This is a genomic window from Verrucomicrobiota bacterium (genome assembly GCA_038744685.1).
Lineage (GTDB): Bacteria > Verrucomicrobiota > Verrucomicrobiia > Opitutales > Puniceicoccaceae > Puniceicoccus.
This window is the reverse complement of sequence record JBCDMB010000037.1, coordinates 1-21056: the sequence shown is the minus strand read 5'-3', so window position 1 is coordinate 21056 and position 21056 is coordinate 1. Positions and strand designations below refer to the sequence as shown.

The 21056-nt window shown below is 53.2% G+C and carries 20 protein-coding genes; 8 read left to right on the top strand and 12 right to left on the bottom strand.

Annotated elements, in window-relative coordinates; translation table 11 throughout:
* Together AAGJ81_14740 and AAGJ81_14735 are read left to right on the top strand one after the other, a co-directional pair.
* Positions 1–1482 (top strand): hypothetical protein, encoded by a 1482-nt coding sequence (locus tag AAGJ81_14740; protein MEM0967402.1) that lies wholly within the window; start codon positions 1–3, stop codon positions 1480–1482.
* A 3-nt stretch (positions 1483–1485) separates the two neighbouring features.
* Positions 1486–2481 carry a hypothetical protein gene (locus tag AAGJ81_14735; protein ID MEM0967401.1) on the top strand — a complete coding sequence of 332 codons (996 nt, stop codon included), beginning with the start codon at positions 1486–1488 and terminating at the stop codon, positions 2479–2481.
* A 170-nt stretch (positions 2482–2651) separates the two neighbouring features.
* Here the strand turns inward: AAGJ81_14735 and AAGJ81_14730 are convergent, their stop codons facing one another.
* From AAGJ81_14730 to AAGJ81_14695, 8 genes are all read right to left on the bottom strand, one after another.
* Positions 2652–4088, bottom strand: a complete 1437-nt coding sequence (locus AAGJ81_14730; protein MEM0967400.1) for an alginate export family protein — start codon at positions 4086–4088, stop codon at positions 2652–2654.
* A gap of 38 nt (positions 4089–4126) precedes the next feature.
* Positions 4127–5035 (bottom strand): YceI family protein, encoded by a 909-nt coding sequence (locus tag AAGJ81_14725; GenBank protein ID MEM0967399.1) that lies wholly within the window; start codon positions 5033–5035, stop codon positions 4127–4129.
* 40 nt (positions 5036–5075) lie between these two features.
* A complete protein-coding gene (locus tag AAGJ81_14720) occupies positions 5076–6638 on the bottom strand; it encodes an MFS transporter (protein MEM0967398.1) in 1563 nt (520 codons plus the stop codon).
* Between the two features lie 13 nt (positions 6639–6651).
* The gene (locus AAGJ81_14715; protein MEM0967397.1) at positions 6652–7698 is read right to left on the bottom strand and encodes a DoxX family membrane protein; all 1047 of its coding nucleotides are present in this window, start codon (positions 7696–7698) and stop codon (positions 6652–6654) included.
* 276 nt (positions 7699–7974) lie between these two features.
* Positions 7975–9705, bottom strand: coding sequence for an amidohydrolase (locus AAGJ81_14710; GenBank protein MEM0967396.1), 1731 nt, complete (start codon positions 9703–9705; stop codon positions 7975–7977).
* A 270-nt stretch (positions 9706–9975) separates the two neighbouring features.
* On the bottom strand, positions 9976–10656 hold the full coding sequence (locus tag AAGJ81_14705; GenBank protein MEM0967395.1) for a hydrolase: 681 nt from the start codon (positions 10654–10656) through the stop codon (positions 9976–9978).
* 43 nt (positions 10657–10699) lie between these two features.
* Positions 10700–12505, bottom strand: a complete 1806-nt coding sequence (locus tag AAGJ81_14700; GenBank protein ID MEM0967394.1) for an amidohydrolase family protein — start codon at positions 12503–12505, stop codon at positions 10700–10702.
* Between the two features lie 43 nt (positions 12506–12548).
* Positions 12549–13286 (bottom strand): pirin family protein, encoded by a 738-nt coding sequence (locus AAGJ81_14695; GenBank protein ID MEM0967393.1) that lies wholly within the window; start codon positions 13284–13286, stop codon positions 12549–12551.
* 103 nt (positions 13287–13389) lie between these two features.
* Between AAGJ81_14695 and AAGJ81_14690 the strand changes: the two genes are divergently transcribed.
* Both AAGJ81_14690 and AAGJ81_14685 read left to right on the top strand, forming a co-directional pair.
* Positions 13390–14289, top strand: a complete 900-nt coding sequence (locus tag AAGJ81_14690; protein MEM0967392.1) for a LysR family transcriptional regulator — start codon at positions 13390–13392, stop codon at positions 14287–14289.
* A 112-nt stretch (positions 14290–14401) separates the two neighbouring features.
* On the top strand, positions 14402–15070 hold the full coding sequence (locus AAGJ81_14685) for a nitroreductase family protein (GenBank protein ID MEM0967391.1): 669 nt from the start codon (positions 14402–14404) through the stop codon (positions 15068–15070).
* A gap of 122 nt (positions 15071–15192) precedes the next feature.
* On the opposite strand, the gene AAGJ81_14680 is transcribed toward AAGJ81_14685, so the two are convergent.
* From AAGJ81_14680 to AAGJ81_14670, 3 genes are read right to left on the bottom strand one after another with little or no spacing between them, the layout of a single operon-like run.
* Positions 15193–15795 carry a hypothetical protein gene (locus AAGJ81_14680; protein ID MEM0967390.1) on the bottom strand — a complete coding sequence of 201 codons (603 nt, stop codon included), beginning with the start codon at positions 15793–15795 and terminating at the stop codon, positions 15193–15195.
* An 8-nt stretch (positions 15796–15803) separates the two neighbouring features.
* The gene (locus AAGJ81_14675; GenBank protein MEM0967389.1) at positions 15804–16232 is read right to left on the bottom strand and encodes a hypothetical protein; all 429 of its coding nucleotides are present in this window, start codon (positions 16230–16232) and stop codon (positions 15804–15806) included.
* Entirely contained in the window at positions 16229–16804 is a 576-nt protein-coding gene (locus tag AAGJ81_14670; protein MEM0967388.1) for a sigma-70 family RNA polymerase sigma factor, read from the bottom strand. The genes AAGJ81_14675 and AAGJ81_14670 overlap by 4 nt, the downstream gene beginning before the upstream one ends.
* 786 nt (positions 16805–17590) lie before the next feature.
* Between AAGJ81_14670 and AAGJ81_14665 the strand changes: the two genes are divergently transcribed.
* The 4 genes from AAGJ81_14665 (at position 17591) to AAGJ81_14650 (ending at position 19785) form a co-directional block, all read left to right on the top strand.
* Positions 17591–18058, top strand: a complete 468-nt coding sequence (locus AAGJ81_14665; protein ID MEM0967387.1) for a hypothetical protein — start codon at positions 17591–17593, stop codon at positions 18056–18058.
* A 214-nt stretch (positions 18059–18272) separates the two neighbouring features.
* Complete coding sequence (locus AAGJ81_14660; protein MEM0967386.1) at positions 18273–18716, top strand: rhodanese-like domain-containing protein; 444 nt, start codon at positions 18273–18275, stop codon at positions 18714–18716.
* Complete coding sequence (locus AAGJ81_14655; GenBank protein ID MEM0967385.1) at positions 18701–19132, top strand: MauE/DoxX family redox-associated membrane protein; 432 nt, start codon at positions 18701–18703, stop codon at positions 19130–19132. Before AAGJ81_14660 ends, AAGJ81_14655 begins: the two co-directional genes overlap by 16 nt.
* Entirely contained in the window at positions 19129–19785 is a 657-nt protein-coding gene (locus AAGJ81_14650; GenBank protein MEM0967384.1) for a DUF1573 domain-containing protein, read from the top strand. The genes AAGJ81_14655 and AAGJ81_14650 overlap by 4 nt, the downstream gene beginning before the upstream one ends.
* A gap of 92 nt (positions 19786–19877) precedes the next feature.
* Here AAGJ81_14650 and AAGJ81_14645 read toward each other — a convergent pair whose 3' ends face one another.
* Positions 19878–20678 (bottom strand): hypothetical protein, encoded by an 801-nt coding sequence (locus AAGJ81_14645; GenBank protein MEM0967383.1) that lies wholly within the window; start codon positions 20676–20678, stop codon positions 19878–19880.
* Positions 20679–21056: the final 378 nt, after the last annotated feature.

Below are 21056 nucleotides of genomic sequence, written 5' to 3'. Positions count from 1 at the left end.
ATGGCTACCTGGACTCTTACGATTGACGGAGCCTCCAAAACGCTCGCAGCGTGGGGGCTCAAAGCCGTTCTCATCCTACGTTCTCGGGGCCAAGACGAGCTGAACCTTACCGGCAAAACTGCCGATGCTGCCTCGCCTCCCATGCAGGGCGGTGAGGCGGTCGCCCTCTTCAAAGACGGCGCCCGCGTCTTTGCCGGAGAGTGCGTCCCGGCAGAGTGCGAAGCCTCCGGCCGCACGGAAGGTTTCAACCTATCGGTCATGGGGCCCCTCCATTTTTTGCGAACGCACATCTACGAACAAAAAGTCTTGGATCTTCAGGCCGATCCCGTCGCCCCGGTCGATCCCGTGGAGTGGACGACGGAAGTCACCCTCTTTCAAGACGAGTCGGCTACCCGCTCCACCACGCTCGACCAACTCCGCGACGCTATCGCGCAAACCACACGCTTTCAGGAAGGGAATTTTGCCCTCTCTGCCGTCGATCCTGTTTCCGAGACCGCCGATTCCATCTTCCTCTCGGACGTCATCCGCCGCTGCCTCCGCTGGCACCCGCAGAGTGTCTCTTGGTTCGATTACTCGGGCGGCGGCGTTCCCTCGCTAAACATCCAGCAGTCCGGTTTGCCCACGCTTTCTTTGCCCTTCGACCAAAACGGCGGCTTTAAGGTCAAGCCCCGCCCGGATCTTCATTTTACCGGCGTCGTCATTCGCTATCGGAACGCCTTTAGAGCAGGCGAGGCCCCGGTAAACGTCACCGATTCCGCAGGCTCCTCCACCTCGGGCGAAAACACCCTCGTTTTAACCTATGACCTTGGCGGAAACACCGTTGAGCCAAGCGGCCTCGCTGCAGTCCTTTACGCCGGCTTCTCAAGCCTTCCCTATGAATTCATCTACGCCCTTAACGAAGAGGAGTGTTCCCCCGGCATCCACCTCGGGAAAGCGGGTAACATCACAGGAGGCAACGCCGCATGGGCCTCCATGAATTCCCCCATTCAGGAGGCCGTTTACGACATCCACGCCGGGACAACCGTGTTGCAGGGCGCACCGCTCCCCACCCAGGAGCTAAACGACCTCATCGAGCTTCTTCGCCTCAAGACCTATCCAAACGCCCCAGACGGCGGCCGCGCAAGCACTCAGGAGCCCTTCCAACCGGAAAGCCCCGGTGCTCCTTGGACCAGTTACAAAATCTCTCCCACCTCATTCAAAATCTCTCCCGGTTACATCGGCGCCGCGTCTCTCTCCAATCCGGATTCAACCTACAGTGGGAACGGTGAATGTTGGATCCGGGTCGACGTGGATGACGACGGCGGGGCGACCAGTTGCAGCGTCTCAAGTGGAGGTTCGCCTCCGTCTCCCTCCGCCTCGACAGCGATTATCCCGCTAAACACTTTCTTCACCGAAGACGGCGAAGTGAACGTCAACGACGGTTTGAGCGGAAACAAAGCCTTCTTCTCGATTGGGGTCTCCAACGGGCATTTGTGGATTTGATCGATGAGCATCGGCGGCACCATATCGGTCTGTCAGAGGGCAGATGAAAGCAAATACTGGCACCTATTCGGCTGCCCACGAATCTCCATAGCGGGATCGGGCGAACGCCGCCGCGCGACGATCAAAGGATTCTACGTCGACGGGGAACAAACCCTAGCCCGTTACGCCAAGGCCAACTTCAGTGGATTCCAACAAAGGAACCAACAAAGCACCAGATTCTGCGGTCCTTTCTCTGACCATCCTGGCGAAAACGACTTCACGGATATTGTCAGAAACACCTATTCCGGCGGACACTCAATCAATCTCACCTCCGGAGATTTTGAAATTGAGGAGCAAGGCACAGAGACCCGGTTTAGTTCCAGTTTTACGTGCTCACGAGGTCCATTCACTGAGGAATTTACAAACGGGATCGCTCGTCCCCGTTATGACCAATCCACACCAATCCCCAACCCGAACACCGTTGCGGCGAGCAACTCCGAGACATCTGTCGTCTTGGGAAACCTCTACAATCTGGACGCGCAAGGAGTAGACACCACCACGTCCTCTGGAGCGGGTTGGACAATCAACCTCGCTGAGCCAATGGACTTCAATGCGATCCTAGAGGCGATGGAGGCGCAGGAAATCACCGGATTTCCCCAGAGCATATGGACAGGGACCAACGAAAACACCGACATCCAACGAGAGAGCTTCCCCCTGGAGAAAACCACCGCAAAGTACGGTTTCCTCTGTCAGGACCTCATTAAAAACAAGAAATACGTCGTGAGGGGCAAAATCCAGCAAGCGAGGGAAATTTTGGACGACTTCGGAGATTGGGAGGATTATGAAGACTTGGAAGAACAGTTCACCGCCTCCGGGCGCAAAGAACTCCTGTTCGCAGAGACTGAGGAAGAAGACCCCGAATTATCTGATATCACTCCGACGGAAGACTTGCCTCACGAAGAGGGATTTATATATCGAATAATCGACGTCACAATTGAGGCCACACACCCAATTCAATAGCCCAAAAAAACCCAAAAATCGTCCAAGAATTAAAGGCCATTGGACATTTTCAATAGACCTATCATTAAATAGCGAACCCTCCCAAGGTTTGCTAAACCGGTGAACCCTGAAAGGGGTTCCACGGGTTCGAATCCCGTCCTCTCCGCCATTCGACGCGCTTCGCTTGCTCCTCAAAACCGAAACTGAATGGTCACTTCGAAGAAATCCAGACTTTGCGAGGGGCCGGTATCTTCAATGAAACTACCAGGAGCAAAGTGACTGTAGATTGCGGTAAAGCTTAGCTCTCTTGTGAGGGCATAGGATGTATTTAAAGAAAACGCGGTCCCGACGTATCTCTCGTTGCTTTCAAGGCCGGCCCTTATGATTTGTCCGCTTGGCGAATAAACTCCGTCGGTGGTTTCAAGTCTCCAGAAGAAGTTCACATCGGCGGTGATCTCCCAGTCGTCGGTGGGCGATACGGTTACGAAAGGGTGGAGGTTGAAGAAATTTCGGGGGCCTAGAATAGCCGCATCCGAGAAGTAATTCCCACGAGGATAGAGTGGGTTGAATGTGTTGAGCCGAGAGCTGTCGGGATCCCGGTTCCCGCTGGCGACATTTGCGTTGATTGCGAAGCGGGGAGTCCATGCCCATTGGTCCACGGTGTATCCGGTATCGGTCGCAATCGACCAGGCAAGGATCTCATCGGAACCAAAGTCACCAAACTGGAACATGGCTTCCCAGTTCCAGTCAAAGTTGTGCGAGGTCCCGAAGAACCGCGTTCCCAAAGTATGTCTGGTTTCTTTCGCAGTTCCTATGGTGTAAGTGCTCTCGTTATTCTGATAGCCAAGATAATAGACATCCAAATGGCCGATTGGAAGGAGACCTGCGTCCGCGGTAGCATAGACACCCCATAGGCTCTGGTCGTTATTCGTCACGTCATCAAAAACACCTTCCCTCGTTTCGACGGGTCGGCCAAAGAGGGCATCAATTCTCCATGAGGGGATTGTTGAAAGCAGTCTTGCGGCGTCGAAAGTGCGTCGGACGTTCGGTCCCTCCCTCGCATCGACCAAGCGCCCCGAGCCAAATTCAAGTTCCTGACGAACTGCTCGAACGGTGACTTCGCTTTCTCCTGCGTCGACTACTTTGAGATCGACGAAAGCGTTGAGGAAATCGAGGTGGTTGTCATCGACAGGACTGGGTCCGGTTTCCCGACCGACGACAACAGCACTAATGAGTTGGACGAAGGCACGAAATCGGTCGCCGTAGTAAAGGTCTCCGTGAGCCATGTAGCGCTGGAGCCAAGCCCCATCATCATCCTGAACCGTTTCGCCGAAGTCCGGGTTTTCCAGGTATTCATATCTCTGGCGGATGAGTCCGCCAAAACTAATGAAGTTGTCTGGACTGTCTCCAAGTTGAACGAATTTGATCTGCTCGAGAAGGCGGGGACTATTCTGAAGATCCTGATAGCCTCTCGCATCTTCTTGAAAAGCGAGCTTCCTGAGTGGCGGGAGGTCAGTAAACGTGCGGTCTTGGTCCTGGCCCTCTAGAATAGGAGAAATTAAAGCCGATAACCCGAGGCAAAAAATGGCAGCAGGAGCTACGCCGATGGTGAATCGGATCTTTGCCATAGAACCTCAAAAAGTTCGAAGTGGGAGGTTGCCTTCCTCTATTTTGAGACGAAAAACGCAGTGATGCTCATGCTTACCAAGTCGTTCACCAGGTGCATGCCCAGGCGTTCAAAAAATTTGCCCGATCCGTAGAGAGCACCTAGCTCGGTCCGGTCAAAATTAAAGTTGGATTGGAATACGTAGCCCTCTTCGATGGGTTCAACGAGTGCTTCGATTTCGAGATTCAGCGTCCTACCCCTCGCCTCAAGCGTGCCGGAGACCGAAAAGTTCGGTTTCCCATAGGTGGCACCTTCTATCGGTTGCACGCTGAGCAGTTTGAAAGATGCCTCTGGGTGGTTTTCGACGTCAAAAAAGTCTGCACTGGCGAGGTGGCCGATCAGCGAACTGGCTAGAGTAGGATCAGTGATGTCTTCCGTAGTCATCTTTCGAAGGTCGACGATGACTTCTCCTGCCACCGGAGAGCCTGAGGCATCTACTTCAAGAAACCCGGATGACGCGGCAATCTCTCCGTTGTGTTGGTTCATAAGGTTACGGCCCACCCAACGGACTTTCGTCTTCTCGGAATTGAGAGAAAGGATCTGCTCAGAGTTGGTCTTGGAAGAAGAGGCGCCTTCTCCTTCAATATCGCGTGACTCCGCAAGCCAACTCCCCAAACCACCTTCGAGGATGGAGACGTTGCTGTAGCCAAGGTATTGTAATCTTCCAAGGGCAGCGAGGTCTGCCTTATAAGGGTCACCGTCTCCGTAAACGAGTATCGGTGTGGATTTGTCTGGATAGGCTTCTGGAACCTTCTCAAGAAAATCGACTTGATAGACGCAGTGGTTCACGGTGCCCGGGATGTGAGCTTCGGCATAGGCCTCGGGCGTGCGCACGTCGAAGATGAGCCCTTCAAAGGAGTCTAGGTCGTCTGCTTTGACGAACTGGCAGGTGTCTGGATCAGGAAGCATGGTTTTGGATTTGATTGGAGGATGGTGAGGTTTAGTGGGCTTACCAAACCTGAGAAAAGTGTTGGACTACGGGGGGTTCCGATCCGACATGATAGGCTAAAAGTTCCTCTTCGAGCAAACGATCTTCCTCCGTAAACCGCTCATGGCTTCGGATGTGGTCGGTTTCGGTTGCGTGCTGGAAAACTTCATGGATGACGCCAGGATTTTCCGGGTCCGCATAGATGCCCCAGAAGTTGGCACCATCCCGAAGGCGAATGGAGCGAAGCGACTGTGCTTTTTGAATAAAGTCTTTCGTTTTCGCCGGATCAATTCGGTAGGTCTTCTGGAGGAGGACGGGTCGTTCGGTAGATTCTCCCCCAGGCAGGTTGGGCATGGGCCAGTGGTGCGCGGGAGCGAGGTTGCTTTTGCCTCCATCGCGCAGTGGGAGTTTTCGAGTGAAGAACCATGCGACGATTTGGAGGCCTGCTGCGACCAAAAGGGTATGCCTACTGCCGATAAGGTCGGCTACCGTCCCCCAAAGGAGACTTCCGATGGCCATTCCACCGAAGAAGATAAGGAGGTAAACTGAAAGGGCCCGCCCGCGCACCCAAGGCGGGAGGGTTGCCTGCGCGCCGACATTGAATGTGGACAGCAAGCTCAACCACGAAGCTCCCCCGAAGAAAAGAATGGGCAGGAGAATCCAGAAACTCTGGACCAATCCAAGTGCGACGGTGACTCCGGCGAAGACAAATCCGCCAATCGTGATCAAGGCAGCCGGGCTAAAATGCTTCTTCAGAAGAGAAATTTGCGAGGCTATGGCCACGGCGCCGGCTCCGAGGGAACCAAGGAGGATTCCGTATTCAGTCGCGTTTAGGCCGAGATCCCTTCGCGCGACGATCGGCAGCAACGCCCAGACGGCACTGGCACTCACCATAAAACAGCCGATCCGGTAAAGGACGGCGAGAAATTGGGGAGCATGAAAGATGTAGCGCAGTCCGGTAACCACCGCGGCCCAGAAGTATTCGGGCGGCAAATCCTGTTTTTGGGTCGGTCGCTTCCATCGCCACAATGCGAACGAAATGTAGACGAAGGAGATTGCGTTTAGCACGAAGACTAGGGTGGGGCCAGCGAGGGCAACGAGGATTCCCGCTGCAGCTGGACCAATCGCCCGGGCGATGTTGATTCCCATTCCGTTCAGGGCGACCGCCTTGGGGAGTTCCGACTTATCGACCAGCTCGGGAACGACGGCTTGCCACGCAGGTGCGGTCATCGCTGTAGCGAGCCCTAGAAGGAAGGAAAACGCCAAAAGAGTAGCCGGAGTGTAACCGATGGTGAGTCCGACAATGGCGAGGGCACCTGCAGCGATTGCGGCACCGATCTGGACGGCGAAGAGGTATTTGCGGCGGTCGAGTAGGTCGGTGAGGACGCCAGCAGGCAACGCAAAGAAGAAGAATGGTAGAGTGAGGGAGGTCTGGACGAGCGCGACCATGAGCGGCGAGTCACTCAAATCGGTCATCAGCCAGGCGGCTCCTACCTCGTGCATCCAATGCCCGACGTTGGAAATGACGGTGGCGATCCAGAGGGATCGGAAGACTTTGTTTTTTAGCGGAGAGAAGGAATCCATTGGTTGTGCTCGTCTATTGCTTCACTCTTCGCTCCAAAATGAGATCCAGGCTTGGACGCCCGCTGCTGGTAAGTGCGAGGAAAACGAAGCCGACAAAGTAAAGCAATGCGACTTCGTTACTCGCTCCTTGACTAGCATTCCAGTAGAGTGCTACAACAAGAGTCGAGGCCACAAGGAGAGCGTTGAGACGAGTCAGCAAGCCAGTCGCGACCGCCAGACTGCAGATGAACTGGACCAGGCCAGCGACTGTCGCCATCAAAGCGGGAAACGGCAGTCCCAGTGCGACGACCAGATCAATATCCCTCCACGGTTCGCCTGTCGTGAAGTAGTTGATTGCGCCAATTATCTTCGGCCAGCCGTGAATGATCGAGGTCGTCACTCCGAGAAAAAGAGCGAAGAGGGCGATGGAGCGGTCTTTCAACGACTCCCCGACTTGGGGCGACAATAACAGTCTAAGAGTCTTTTGCCAAAGCGTCGGTTGTTTTGGTGTCGATGGGTCTAGTGAAGATATGATCGGTTTGGGTGGTTTGCTCAGCCATTTTCCGGAGAGCTTTACGATCAACGGCATCACAATCCAGCTGAGTGCGGCGACGACAAAGATGTTGAAGGCGAAGTTGTCGAAAGGAAATCGCAGGCCGTAGGTGCCGACGAGGATCGGCATCAGGATCATAAGAAGAGGAGTCGTTACCAGATTGACACCGATCCAGGTGACCAAAGCCATTTTCCACACCGGTGGAGGCGGGCTGGTGCCTCCCTCCCGAAAGAACGCTTCGAGTCCGTGGAGTTCCCTGTGCTCCGCTGGTCCTTCTACGAATCCCTCGACGTGCGATTCCCAGTTGCGAAACGAATCGGATTGGTAGAAGGCATCGCGCGACTCTTCGTCTGGAAATGACCGGAGGATTCCATAGTGGTTCGATTTTTCATCCTCCAATGGAGTCACCAGTTGAGCTCCGGTAGTGTTCGCATCTGCAATCGACTCGGAAAAAAAACTTCGAATCGCCGCTTCAAAGTCCGCTTCTTTCCCGCGCTGGACTTTTCTAGTGATGAGGCAGTGGATCATAGCGCTTTGGGTTGCAGCGAGTCACCTAATACCAAATTTAAGAAGGATTGACAGTTATGGTGCAGCTCGGAATCGAAGCAGCGCAAGGCGCAGGGATTGGATGCGTATCGAGATACGCGTCGATCCCTGCAACGCCGCGACCTTCGATTCCGGGCGCATCCTTACAGGACGGGCGTGGGATGAGCCTGAGCTGCGTTAGCCCGATTGGTACGGGTCGCAGACCCGCCTCCAATCGGGCCGCCTTGCTCAGACTCATCCCCCATCTCGCCATAACTATCAATCCTTCTTAAATTTGGTATAAGGACGAACAAATCCACCGTAGTTGTGGACAGGGGTCCATTCGGCTAGCTCCGGCAGATCTTCCGGAGCTAGTGCCTGAAACGGTCCTTTCGCGTAGACTACTTCTCCATCGAGAACGGTCAGGACGGACTCCAGATCGCGGATCGCATCTTCCTCAATGGTGAAGTAGTCGTCAGAGAGGATTGAAAAGTCGGCGAGGAGGCCAGGCTCGATCCTGCCCTTGACGTCTTCCTCCCGCGAGAACCATGCATTGTCGGTGTAGAGTTTCAGAGCGGTGTGTCGGTCGAGCCGGTTTGCCTCACCGATCAGGGTGGAGCCTCCCATGCCCTTACCGCTGACCGTCCAATGAATGGAGAGCCACGGATTGTAGCTGGAGACCCGGGTGGCATCGGTTCCGTTTCCGAGAGGAACACCCATTTCCATGATCTTTTTCAAGGGTGGCGCATCGTTGGCCATTCCCTCGCCATAGCGATCGAGGAACTGCTTTTCCTGGAAAGCGATTCGGTTTTGGACCGAAATCCCTCCACCCATTCTCGCGATACGCTCGATGTTCCGTTCTCCAATTGTTTCCCCGTGATCGAAGATCCAATGAAGGCCTTCAAGAGGATACTCTCGATTCACCGTTTCCAAAACGTTGAGGATCCGGGTCGCACTTTCGTCGTAGGTGGCATGGAATCGGAAAGGCCACCTTTTGCGGGCGAGTAGTTCGACGACTTGGAAAAGCTCCTCTTCCATGGTTGGTTTGAAATCAGGTCTTGGGAGAATAAAGTCCTCAAAGTCGTAGGCGGACGCGCGGAGCATCTCACCAGCGCCGTTGATCTTTAGCATAGCGTCTCCTTCGTCGGGCGAGAATGCGTCTGTCCAACGTTGGAAGTCCTCGAGTTCCTTCCCGGCTTTTTGAGCAAACAAGTTAAAGCCGATTCGTGTGGTGAGCTTTCTCTCATCGTGGAGCTTTCGGATCACTCCATAGTCGTCGGGGTAATTGAGGAATCCACCTCCAGCATCGAGGAAACCAGTCACCCCGAAGCGATTCATCTCCCTCATAAAGTGCTGACTGGAGAGGTAGGCCTCGTCTTCATCGAGTTTCGGCAACATGTTGAGCAGAGAGTAGAGGATTACGGCACTGGGAACGGCGATGAACATGCCGGTAGGATCGCCACTGTGGTCGCGGATGATCCTTCCCATTGGGAAAGAATCCGGACTGCCTCTTTCGAATCCCAGTTGGCGGATACCCGCCTTATTGAGAATGGCGTAATCGTAGAGATGGAGAACGTAGGCTGGTGTATCACCGGTTGCGGCGTTGATTTCGTCGATCGTTGGGTGACGTTGCTCCCTGAATTGGGCGTAGCTCCAACCTCCGACTACGCGCACCCACTGGCCGGGTGGAGTTCGCTCGGCCTGTTCCTTGAGCCGGAACAGAGCTTCTGACAGAGAGGTTTGCGCATCCCACCGAAGCTCCATTGAATAGTTGAGGCCCTGACGAATTCCGTGAATGTGAGAGTCGTTCAGGCCGGGAATCAGTCGTTGCCCTTTGGCATCGATGACTTGGGTAGAAGGATCTTGGAACGGGAGAACGTCTTTCTCTTCCCCAACGGCTAAGAACTTTCCGCTGGCTGCAGCAAGGCAGGACGCCTCGGGTTGTTTTGGATTCATCGTCGTGATTTTGGCGTTTTTGACGATGACAGAGGCAGTGGTTTCGGAGCTCATTGATCAAAAGTGTCAGGTGATGGTTGGATTGAAGTGTGCTTTCTCGTAATCGGAAGATTCCGGTGGCCAGCCACGGCTGAATGGCACTTGGAAGTTGAGTTTTTGTAGCATCCACCACCAGGTGGATGATTCTGATGAGGCGTGGTCGTTCTTCTATTGCTGCCCATCGGTCTTCGCGACCGACGCTAGGGACTCTTGCTTCTCAAACTCTTTAACCAAATGCCATTCGCTCGAACTGATTTATCGTGGCGGTGGAAGTGCTACCATTGCTTAGTGCACCGAACCTTCGGATGGTGTTACGACGTGTGCGTTGCTTGCCGCCTGTGGTAGTTTGTGAACCATCGTTCCGGCATACTCTGCCCCTGCGCCGTAAGCACCCGCGTGCTTCTTAAGGATGCCCATGAGCACGTCGTAGTGATCGTGATTTGCCCAATCGCGTTGCCACTCGAGAAGAGCCGCGATTGTGGTCAGGCGAACCGCACCTGCTTGGACCATTCGGCTGAGAGCAGCATCGTGAGCCGCCACCGAAGTGGCTCCGCAACAATCCTCCACGACGTAGATGTTGTAGCCGGCGCCAATCATCGAGACAGTCGCCCAGGCTGTGCACACTTCTGTCCAGAGACCTGTCATGATGATGTTTTTCTTTCCGGTAGCCTCAATCGCCTTACGGAAACCAATGTCGTCCCAGGAGTTCATACTGGTTCGTTCAATAGGCTGCTGATCAGGGAAAACGTCCATGAGCTCTGGCCATATGTATCCACTAAAACCTTCGGTCTCGACAGCGGTAAGGATTGCGGGGACCCCGTATTCCTTGGCGCACTTGGCAAGCAGAACTGTGTTGTTGATGAGAGTTTGGCGGTCAATGTTCGCGACCCCAAATGTCATCTGTGGTTGATGATCAATGAAGACGACAGCGGTGTCTTCAGCGGTGAACAGCTTTGTGTAGTCCATGGTGTTTATTTTTTTGTAGTCTGTGGTGTTGATGAGAGTGTGCTCAGGCGTTCGGGTAGTAGCCTCCGAACTCGTTTACTGGTGACCATCCGGGAGTGAGCTTGGGTAGAACGGGAGCGTGCTTTTCGTATTTGCCGTTTCCGTGGACTACGCGTCCGCCGACGACAGTCATGTCGGACCGGATACCACGGATTCCGCCGTCAGGAATGCTCAGGTAATCGCGGTCAAGGAGGGCAAAGTCGGCCAGCTGACCTTTTTCGATTGCACCCTTGTCTTGGTCCTCGCCAGTGAACCAGGCGCTTCCCTTGGTCCAAATGCGGAGAGCTTCGAGTCGATCCAGGAGGTTCTCATCTCCGTACATTTGGAGGCCGCTCAACGACTTTCCGGTGACCAGCCATTCGAGTGAAAGCCAAGGGTTGTAGCTGGAAACACGAGTGGAGTCCGTCCCGCCACCGACGGGGATTCCCATGTCAAGCATCTTGCGGACAGGCGGAGTCTGGGCGAGTTCCTCGGGACCGTATTGTTGAACAAAGTCTTCTGCTTGGTAGATGATACGGTTTTGAATAGCGATTCCGCCACCTAGGTTCGCGATTTTCTCAAGGTTGTGATCGGTGATTGTCTCAGCGTGGTCAATACACCAGTGGGGTGAAAGGCCTCCGAGCTCGTGAGCCACCTTTTCATAAACCGGAAGGAGTCGGTCAATCGTCTCGTTGTAGGTCATGTGCTGGCGGGAAGGCCAACCAGCGGAGTGAATTGTCCGCAGGATGTGTTCCTGCCGGAGTTCCGCGTCGGGATCGATATCCGGGCGCGGCATGCGGAAAATTTCGTAGTCGTAGGCGGCCCAGCAGATATTCTCTCCAGCTCCGACGAAGCGTAGCATATCGTCTCCCTGGCCTGCTTTCCAGGTCTTCGTCCAGCGGCGGTAATCATCGTCCTCCTGGCCTTTTACCTGAGGGAAAGTGGAGTAGCCGACTCGAACCGTCTGGTCCCCCTGGTCGTGAAGTTTCTGGATCACATCATAAGCGGTCGGAAAGACCATTCCACCACCTCCGCAATCGGCGACGCTTGTGATTCCGAAGCCGTTCAATTCGCGGTGGTAGTAGCGACTGGAAAGATACTGATCGTCTTTTGATAGCTTTGGGGTGCGTTGCAGCGTTTTGTACAGGATCAACCCTGACGGGTCTGCCATTAGCATTCCGGTTGCGTTCCCGTGACGGTCCCGCGCGATGTAGCCTCCCGGATAAACAGGTGCATCGGGTCCATTGTAGCCGATCTCCTCAAGTGCCTTCTTGTTGAGCCATGCGTGAGCGTAAAGGTATTTGACCAGAACCGGATGATCCGGTGCCACCTTGTTGATTTCATCGAGCGTGGGCATGCGCTTTTCCTTGAATTGCTCGTAGCTCCAACCGCCAACAACCCGGATCCACTGTCCTTTCGGTGTGCGTTCCGCTTGCTTGCGGATCATCTCGAGTCCTTCCTCGACCGAGGTGACGTTATCCCAGCGCAATTCGAGGGCATACATCATCCCACCTCTCACGACGTGCGTGTGGGAGTCGTTGAGCCCGGGAATGATGGTGGCACCTTCTGCATCGATGATGGTGGCGTTGTCGGGTTTCCTTGATAGGACCTCCTCTGTGGTTCCAACAAAAGTGAATCTACCGCCTTCCACGATAAAGGCTTCGGCGATACGGTTGTTTGTATCGACGGTAAGCACCTTGGCGTTGGTCACAACGAGCGGACCGTCTCCGGTAGCTCTGTCTATTGCGAACAGTCCAGAGCTTCCTGCGAGAAGCCCGGCGGAAGCAGTGGCAGATACTTTGAGAAAATCGCGGCGGTCGAGGTCTTTCATGGAACGAATCGTTGATGGTTTGGTAGGTGGGTAGAGAGAGTTTTCATTTGAGTCGGAATAGGAGAAATTCAGAGTCTGCGTCGCCTTCGATTGTGAACGCAGAGGTGTGGATGGCTGCACCGTCTCCGGCTTCCAGAGTAACGGTGTCGAGGTGTACTTTCCCTTCGATCATCTGGATCCACGCATACGGGTAGAGGCAGTTTTCGGAGAGGGTGAGGGTTTGTCCGGCGGTTAAATCCCCGAAGAATATCTGTGAATCCTGACGGATTCTGGCCGATCCGTCCTCACCGTCCGGTGAAGCGAGTAACGAGAGACCGTTGTGAACCCGCTTCTCGGCAATGTTGATTCTGGCGTAGCGGGGTTCGCCGCCCTGAGAACGGGGAACAATCCACATTTTCAAAAAGTGTGTTTTCCCGTCGGACTGTGGATTCAATTCGTTGAGTTGCACTCCGCTTCCGGCACTCAAGTGTTGGAAGTCGCCAGTCCGAAGGGAGTAGTCTTCTCCCAGACTGTTTTTGTGCTGCAGTTCTCCCTCTACGACGTAGCTGAAGAGTTCCATTGAGCGATGGGACTGAGTTCCGAGTCCTTTTCCAGGATCGAGATGGGCTTCGTTGATGATTCGTAGGTCGCGGAAGCCAACATGGTTTTCTTCAACGTAGTTTCCGAATGCGAACGTGTGACGGTTCTTTCCCCAGCCCGAATGGGTCGTTCCGCGCAGGTTAGAAGGGCGCTTGGTTAGTTTTGCGGCCGTCTCGGTCGTCATAATCACAAGATAGCTCATGCGTTTCGCTATTTCTAATGCCAGAAAACGCATAGGGTTATGCGGATTTTGCACTGGAAGATAGTTTCGGTGAAACGTAGATTCCGGGGCACTGGGTTGAACTATGGACTCGAAGAAGCTGAGCTACTTTTTGGCTGTCGCTGAAGATTTAAGCTTCAGCCGCGCTGCGCGCCGCATGGGGGTTGGGCAACCCGCTTTGAGCCGTGCCATAAAGGACCTGGAAGCGGAATTGGGTGCGGAGTTATTCTCTCGTGAAGGTGGGTCGGTTACCTTAACGAGTGCGGGTGAGGTATTCTTGCCCAAAGCCGATGAGGCACTGTTATCACTTGAGGAGGGACTTGAAGAGATTCGCCAAGTGAGAGCGGACGCGGGCGAAAGACTCGACCTGGGATACCTGCCTAGCTCCTACAACACCTTTGTTGGCGATGTGGTAAACGTGTTTTGCCAAGCGTTTCCGGAGGTCAACCTCACTCTGCATCCCTTGGATGCCGGCCCGATGGTAGATTGGCTTCGGAACGGAAAAGTCGACATCGCATTTATCGGCCATATCTGTCCGGAAATAGAGCGCGAATTTGATCTTTTTCATCTCTGGAACATTCCCGTCCAAGCGGTAGTGGCGGAACACCACCCGTTAGCTGATGCCAGTGAGATCGATCTGAAGGAATTGGCGGGTCACTCGTTGATCTCTCTCTCCGCCGAGGCGTACCCAGGGAGGCACGAATTCATTATGGGTATCCTTCGAGATGCGGGTGTGCGGCCGACTTCGGTGACACGGGTCGAAAGTCTCCTGAGTGCGCTTTCAAACATTGCGGTCGGAGACTCATTCTCGCTGATGCCATCCGAAGTCAGCGACATCGCGTCCAGTCACGTAAGGTTTATTCCGTTAAGCTCTCCGCAAGCGCATGTAAAATTTCATGCGCTTGTGCAAAAGGGGGAATCGCGAAAGCTGGTCCTGACGCTGCTAAACGAGAGCCGGCGAACGCTTGCGAGCAAGAAGCCGTAGTCATCCGTTTCTTTTCGGATTCTCAATCCGGTCCCGAAGTCAGCCGATGAGGGATCAAAATTCCACGATTTGATTTGCGTGACCCCGGTTTTGGATCATTCCGCTCTAGGGTATGGGAACTGATGTTGAGGTCTTGGAAAATACTATCCGTTCGAGAGTGACCGAAAAGGTGTTGGGAAGCCTTGAGAGTCGAAAACCAGTGCCTGCAAGTTTGGAGTCCATCTACCGAACGAAGATTGAATCTGCGCTGAGGACTGCAGGGTGGGCTCCGTTTCACTATCCAAGAGATGTCGATGGATTGGCCGAGCCTTGGAGAGCCCACATTCTTTGGAATTCCGAAGTCCGGGACTTGTCCCGTTTCTTGTCGGAGGAACTTGGACTCACCTCCAAAGAGCCACAGCTCGCGGCTGCGTGTAGCGCCTTGGTAGTCGTTACCTGGCTTCCCGAGGAGACGGATTCAGTTTCTGGAGAAACAGCGCGCAAGGTTTCGGAAAGGAATCGCGAGCATTTGGCAGCAACCTCTGCGATGGTGCAGAATTTTCTTCTGCTAATGACTGCACAGGGGATTGGAAACTACTGGTCCAGCGGAGGTGCGATTCGAAGCAAAGAAGTGTTCGCAGCACTAGGGATTCCTCCGACAGAACACCTCCTTGCGGCGGTTTTTCTCGAATATCCGGAGATGAAGGACCTCACCCAAGGTCAGGTGGAAAGAAAGTCGGGAGGTCTCCGGGAAAGGCGGTCTATGGGGTGGTTGAGGACTGTCTCTGAGTTTCGCTCGTAAGCGATTGACGACAAAGATCAATCATTCGGATCTTTCGTATGGAGAGAGCCACCCAGTTACTGAATCGGCTGGTTCTCCAATAGAGGTTCTCCAGCGGATCCAGTATCATACCGAATCCGGAATTACCACTCCAGCCCGTCGCTGTCACCGACGAGGTCCTTAAATCTGCGATCAATGATTGCTTCCTTTTTATTCGGTTTTTCGTCGAGCAGTTCACTCAATCGTTTTACTTCCTCCTCCAGCTGCTTGAGTTCGAGTTTCTCCAGCTCGATTTTTGCTTCAAAAGCTTTGTCCAACTCATCCATTAGCTCGGAGCGTAGTTGGTCGGAATCTCCCCGTGACCTATCGATCTTGGTGGCCAGTTGGTAGGAGGCGACTTCGTGGCGTTGAAACCTAATGAAAGCTCTTGCGAAGTCGGGATTTTCCTCGAGGGCAAAAAAGTATTCTTCTCCGATCTCGTTGAGATACTCGACGGCTTCAGCTGCTTCCATCGGCTCCTCTTCGAGTAGGTCGTAGATGTAGTCGACTGTGTCCTGCGAAAAGTTCTCACGCACAAATCCCTTCCATTCTTCCCCCTCTTCGGAGTCGAGAAATTCGATCATTTCTTCCTGAAAATCTTCCTCATCCTCAAATTCGTATTCTTCTTCCTCCGCATGGAGAAACGGAGTCCAGAGGATTGCGACTGCAGCAAGAAGTGGGAGAGAGTAGTGGTGGATTGGATTCATTTTCATAGTTAGTTGGGTTGAACTTGTCGGCGAAGTAGGACGGTCCGCTGGCGTACCTCCTCGAAGGAAGAGGGGGAGTCTTGCCAGAGGAGACCAGGCACAGGCGAACTCCCCCCGGAAAGTTTGGCGGCAATCGCGTCTCTGCTATCGGAAAACTCGTTGCCCGTGACCCAATTCGTGGACGACGTCCAGAGACTCGTCTGTCGAACTGGTTGATCTGGCGGGAGTCGCAGCGACCAAAACGCTAGAAGGGCGACAGCAAGAATGGCGAAAGTGGGAATCAATACCCGTAACAACGAGTGCCGTCGATTCTGATACTCCAGGGCTTGGTAAAGGGTTGCCCGCCGGCGTGCCTCAAGGGTATTTGTGGCTTCGCTGAGGTCAGTCAGTTTCCGCGCAAGAAGTTGCTCTTCTTTCGTTTGGGCGTTTCTGCTCATTGATCGTTTTCCCCCAGTTGCGAACGTAATTTTTCCAGTGCGCAGTTCATCCGCCATTGAGCGGTTCCCAGGGGAATCGAGAGAGTCTCTGCAATTTCCCGAAAAGTAAGTTCTCCGAAAATACGGAGCTGAACGATCTCTTTAAGGTCGGTTGGGAGCGTTGCGAGGAGGTCCCGGGCAGCGCTGTCCGGACGTTTTGCCTCGGTGCTTGGCGAAAACCCGGAATCTGTCTGTGACTCCAGGGATACCAGCCGCCTGTTTTTACGTAGGTGGTCGTGAAATAGATTGCGCGCTACCCGAATCAACCAAGGGCGCAAAGACCCTTCTTTTTGATGCCTTGGTGGTCTCCGGATCAATCGTAAGAAGGTCTCTTGGCTCAAGTCTTGAGCAAGTGTTGGGTCACCGGTCAGATTGATCAAATAGCCAATCGTCGCTTTCTCATGACGTCTAAGGATTTCGGTAAGAGCGTTGGAGTCTCCGCGGCGAAGCGCGGCGAGATCATCGGCGACTTGCGGCTCGGCAACAGCCGCAGCCCCGGTAAATGGCAAACGCATGGCAACAAGATAGGTCACAAGAGAGTTAACGCCTAAGGATGGTAAATTGTTGGGGAAAAGTCGAAAATTGAATTTGGAACCCACTTTTTGCGGGTCGATTGAAGTTTTTTTCGAGCCTTGAGCCGATTTTCATGGTTGGATCGCAAGATGCGGGGGTCGCACGTGAATCAGATTCGGGAATTGGTTCGGTATACGCTGGAAATAATGGTAGTCGTTTGGGACTGAACTGAGTCCATGACTGGTTGAACGAACAAGATGAGTTTCGAGAGGCAGGCAAAGACGAAGAAAGAGCCAAAAAAGACGTGACGTCTTTTTCGTGAATCAAAGTTATTAGCTCAATGACATTAACAGTAGTCCTAGGATTATCTTTCGTGGCCTGCATCATTTGCTTTTTTTGGTCTGCAGTCAGAGAGATGAATATCGTTGCATCTATTCTTTGGGGTATTCCATCGCTGTTTATTCTGTTTTGGTTGATGGGTGCGGTATTCTTTTCCTTGAGGGATTAAAGACGGAGAACCCGCAAAGATGTTAGGGGGTAATACACCGAAAAAACATGTCTGGTCGCCATTCGACCCGTGTTTGGTAAGACAAAAGACGTCAGTGTTACCGACCTGTGCCGCCATAACCGCAGGCGACGGCGCATGTCTGTGTGCTATCCGTTACCTATGTCGGTGTGGTTTACCTTTTCGCGTCTTCAATTTTTCAATGTAGGACTAGGGCGAAAGATATGTTGAATACTTGCTGTGTAGAAGTTGGCATAAGAATGGGATCCGTGTCCGCAGTCGAAGTTGAGGAGAAGAAATAGTGAAGACTCTTAGAGACAGCACTGCAGGTTTTCTGTTTCTACTAATTTCGGCTGCGATTTGTGGATGCTCGACAGTTGAATTGGCAGAGCGCTCTTCGGTAGCACCCTATTTGTTTAGGTCGAAGTCTGATTACTTTTACATGGGATACAAAGATGGTTTCTACTACTACTGTCTACCCGAGAATCCCACCCTATTTCCTTTCAAAATAAAACTGGTAGAGCCTTTACCTGGCGACGATTCGAGCGAGTTAGGTTTTTCGGAGGAACGTAGCGATTGGCAAAAGCGAAATGCAAGGTTTTGGTATCCAACTAGTTACTTTCTGAACGAATGGGGTTACAAACCTGACCGATCCTTTTATCCGCAACCAGAAACTCATCCGCTCGATATGGGATCTGAGAAGGCAATCGAGCGAGATGCGAGAGGCACGCAGACGGTAGAAAAAAAGACGACAGGTCTTGACCTGTGACAATCCCGACCCGACTTGCGGCAATCCATCCTTCGCTCCCTTGTTTTTTCCTAATGGAAGATTGCCTTTTACCTTCATCTTGGATGCCATTGGCCGGTTTCGGGTCAGAGTTAGCATCCATCTCGAAGTCAGAGCTGACTGATGCAGCGCTCACTATTATCACCGCGGAGTCGAACCCGATATCGGGCGAGCAAACCATGATTACTGATCTCCCATGAGTTTGTTTGGCAAGTGGCAGCAATGGTCGCAAATCCTTTTAGTGACAGCGGTTCTGGCATCGGTAAATGCTTGGTTGAACCCCGCGGGTTTGTCGGGCGATGATAGTCATCGGGTAGATCTCGAAACTGCGCTGACCTGGTCAGAGAGCGAGGGTGTTCGATGGGTAGATGCGCGCGAAGAGGTGGAGTTTCTGAGCGGTCACATTCCGGGAGCGGTGCTACTCAATGAGAACGACTGGGATGGAGGTCTGGACAGACTTCTTTCCGTCTGGGACGCGGACACGAGACTTGTTGTCTACTGTGGAGACGCAACCTGTAACGCTAGTGAGGCGGTGGCTCGTCGTCTGCAGGAGGATCTTGGTTTTGAAGAAGTTTACGTGCTTTCTGACGGCTGGTCGGGATGGGTCGGTAGCGGGGGAGAGGTGTGGTCGGGCGAGTAGTCTACGGGTGCTGCCTTTTTGTTCTGGCCGCCGTTTTTGCCTACGCAGGTTTCCTCAAGGTTCTGGATCCGGCTGAGTTCCGGATCGCGGTAGAGTCCTTTCGAATGGTCGATGGTTTTCTCTTATCAGCGTCAGTCTACGGCATCCCGGCTCTTGAGGTAGTTCTTGCGGTTGGTCTTTTCATTCCGCGCTATCGCCTCACAGCGGCAGTTCTCTCTTTTCTCTTGATGGTTTTGTTCACCGTGCTGATCCTCATTGCATGGGTCCGGGGAATTGATCTGACGTGCGGCTGTTTTGGTGCGCCGGCCTCGAACGATACGAACTACCCCTTTCTTCTTGGAAGAGATCTCGCGTTGATTTTCGTTGCAGTTGTGGTATGGAAAGGGTCACTTGTTCGAAAGCCCAACTCGCAATGAGAAAAATACCGGTTTTTCTTCTTTTGACGCTATCCCTCACTTCGGCGGACGGGCTGGAATGGGAGCAAACGGATCTGACGTTACCTTGCGGAATTGGAGAACAAGAACTCGTGGCAGTTTTTCCCTTCCAGAATCCATCCGAAAAGACCATCACCGTCAGCAGCATCCAATCGAGCTGCGGCTGCACGGTGGCCGAGTTGGAAAAGAACGTCTATGCGCCGGGAGAGAGTGGGGAACTGCGGGCCGTGTTTGAGATCGGCGACCGGCTCGGACCACAGCGCAAGATGTTGCGGGTGACGACTTCAAACGGGGAAGAGTCGCGGATTCAGACTCTCACTTTCTCAACAAACGTGCCGGTCATGGGTAGCATTCACCCCAAACTCCTCGTGTGGCGTTCGGGTGATGGTGTGGAGGAGAAGATCTTTACCGTGACGGCGAGTGAGGGAGTGGAATGGATACTTGAAACGCCCCCTGAGAACTTTCCTTTCGTTTGGAAAGAACTGGAAAGGGAGGCGGAGAGTTCTGAAGCACGCTTCTCCGTTCGTCCAGCAGAGAAGCCAATGGGTCCGTCGAAAGCAGAGCTGCTCTTCATGTTTACGGTCGAGGGATCTGATTTAGTTCGAAGGCAAAAGGTCTTCCTTGTTACCCGCTAGCAATTAGCCCAGAAATTCTGGAAATTGACGATAGATTTCCACGGTTGGAATTGACCGGTGGATCGAGTTTTAACGTCGAACTACTCTGGACTCTATTGGCTGTTATTTTCGATCAGACTTTGGAGCGCTGGATAGGGGGAGACGTTGGAAGGAGAGAGTGGGTTCTCTAGAATCACCCCAGCGGCAATCCTTCCAAGTATTCCGTCGTAACCCTCTACAAATCGCGCAAACTGTTCAGCCGCATCTTCTCCAGCGTGGTCAGATACAATTCGTAGGTTTACGCTATGAAGACTGTATTTTTCGAAGACGTAGAGGGAAGCATAGCTATTCATATCGACGACAGAGGCCCCCGTTCTTCTGGCGACTTGAGACCTTGCGTCGTCCCCAGCGACAAATGCCGAACCGGAAGCGACGGTGATCGCCTCGAGTGGAGAGCCTTCGAGGGATAAGATGCCAATGCTGGGAAGGGGAGTCACTGTTAGTCTGTGATTAGGCTGAGACAAACCTTGATTGGTCAGGGTAGCCATATCGTGGCTTACGACCTCGTCGATAATAAAAACGGAGCCGATTGCAGTCTCCTCAGACAAAGCACCGCAAGGGCCTGTGGTTATGACCAGACGGGGTCTTGCGTCAATGAGGTTTGCTGTAGCTAAGTAAGAAGCTTGATAGGGATTGGACCCGAGACGTGAAGTAACCACTTCGGTTTCGCCTTTGCGGAACGTTTTTGACCCTTTGGTTTCTTCGGATAACTCGAAGTCATTTTCAAGAAGTGATATGGTCAGCGAGTTCAAGTCGTCAGGAAGGGCAAATTGATAAAGGATTGTCAGTTTTCCATTGACTGATGTAAAGATTAGGAGGTGAATGCTTACCGTGATTAAGAGCAGTTTGATCATAGCGATATCTTGCTAGTTTAACACGTGGAACGCCGGAGATTCATTAAAAAAGCGAGCTCAATCGGGGCGGTTATTGTTGGATTAACGACTGTCTCTCTCCCTCAGTTTACAGCCAAGCCGTCTTTTCGGATAGAACCCCTCGATGGTGATAGCTGGCCACCCTCCCTTCTGAAATTCGCCAAAGAAACAAAATTCGATTCTCCCGAAGCGGCGCTCTTTGCAATAAAATCGTCCAGTCGCAGATTCCGTATCGTTCCACATGGCTAATTTTTCGCAGTCGGCGGCCACCTTAAAAGGTGGCGCAAGCCAATCTGAGATCGCCCACTGCTTCACCAGCACCCGCGGCCCGAAAATGAGACCGCGGGTGCTTTATTTTAT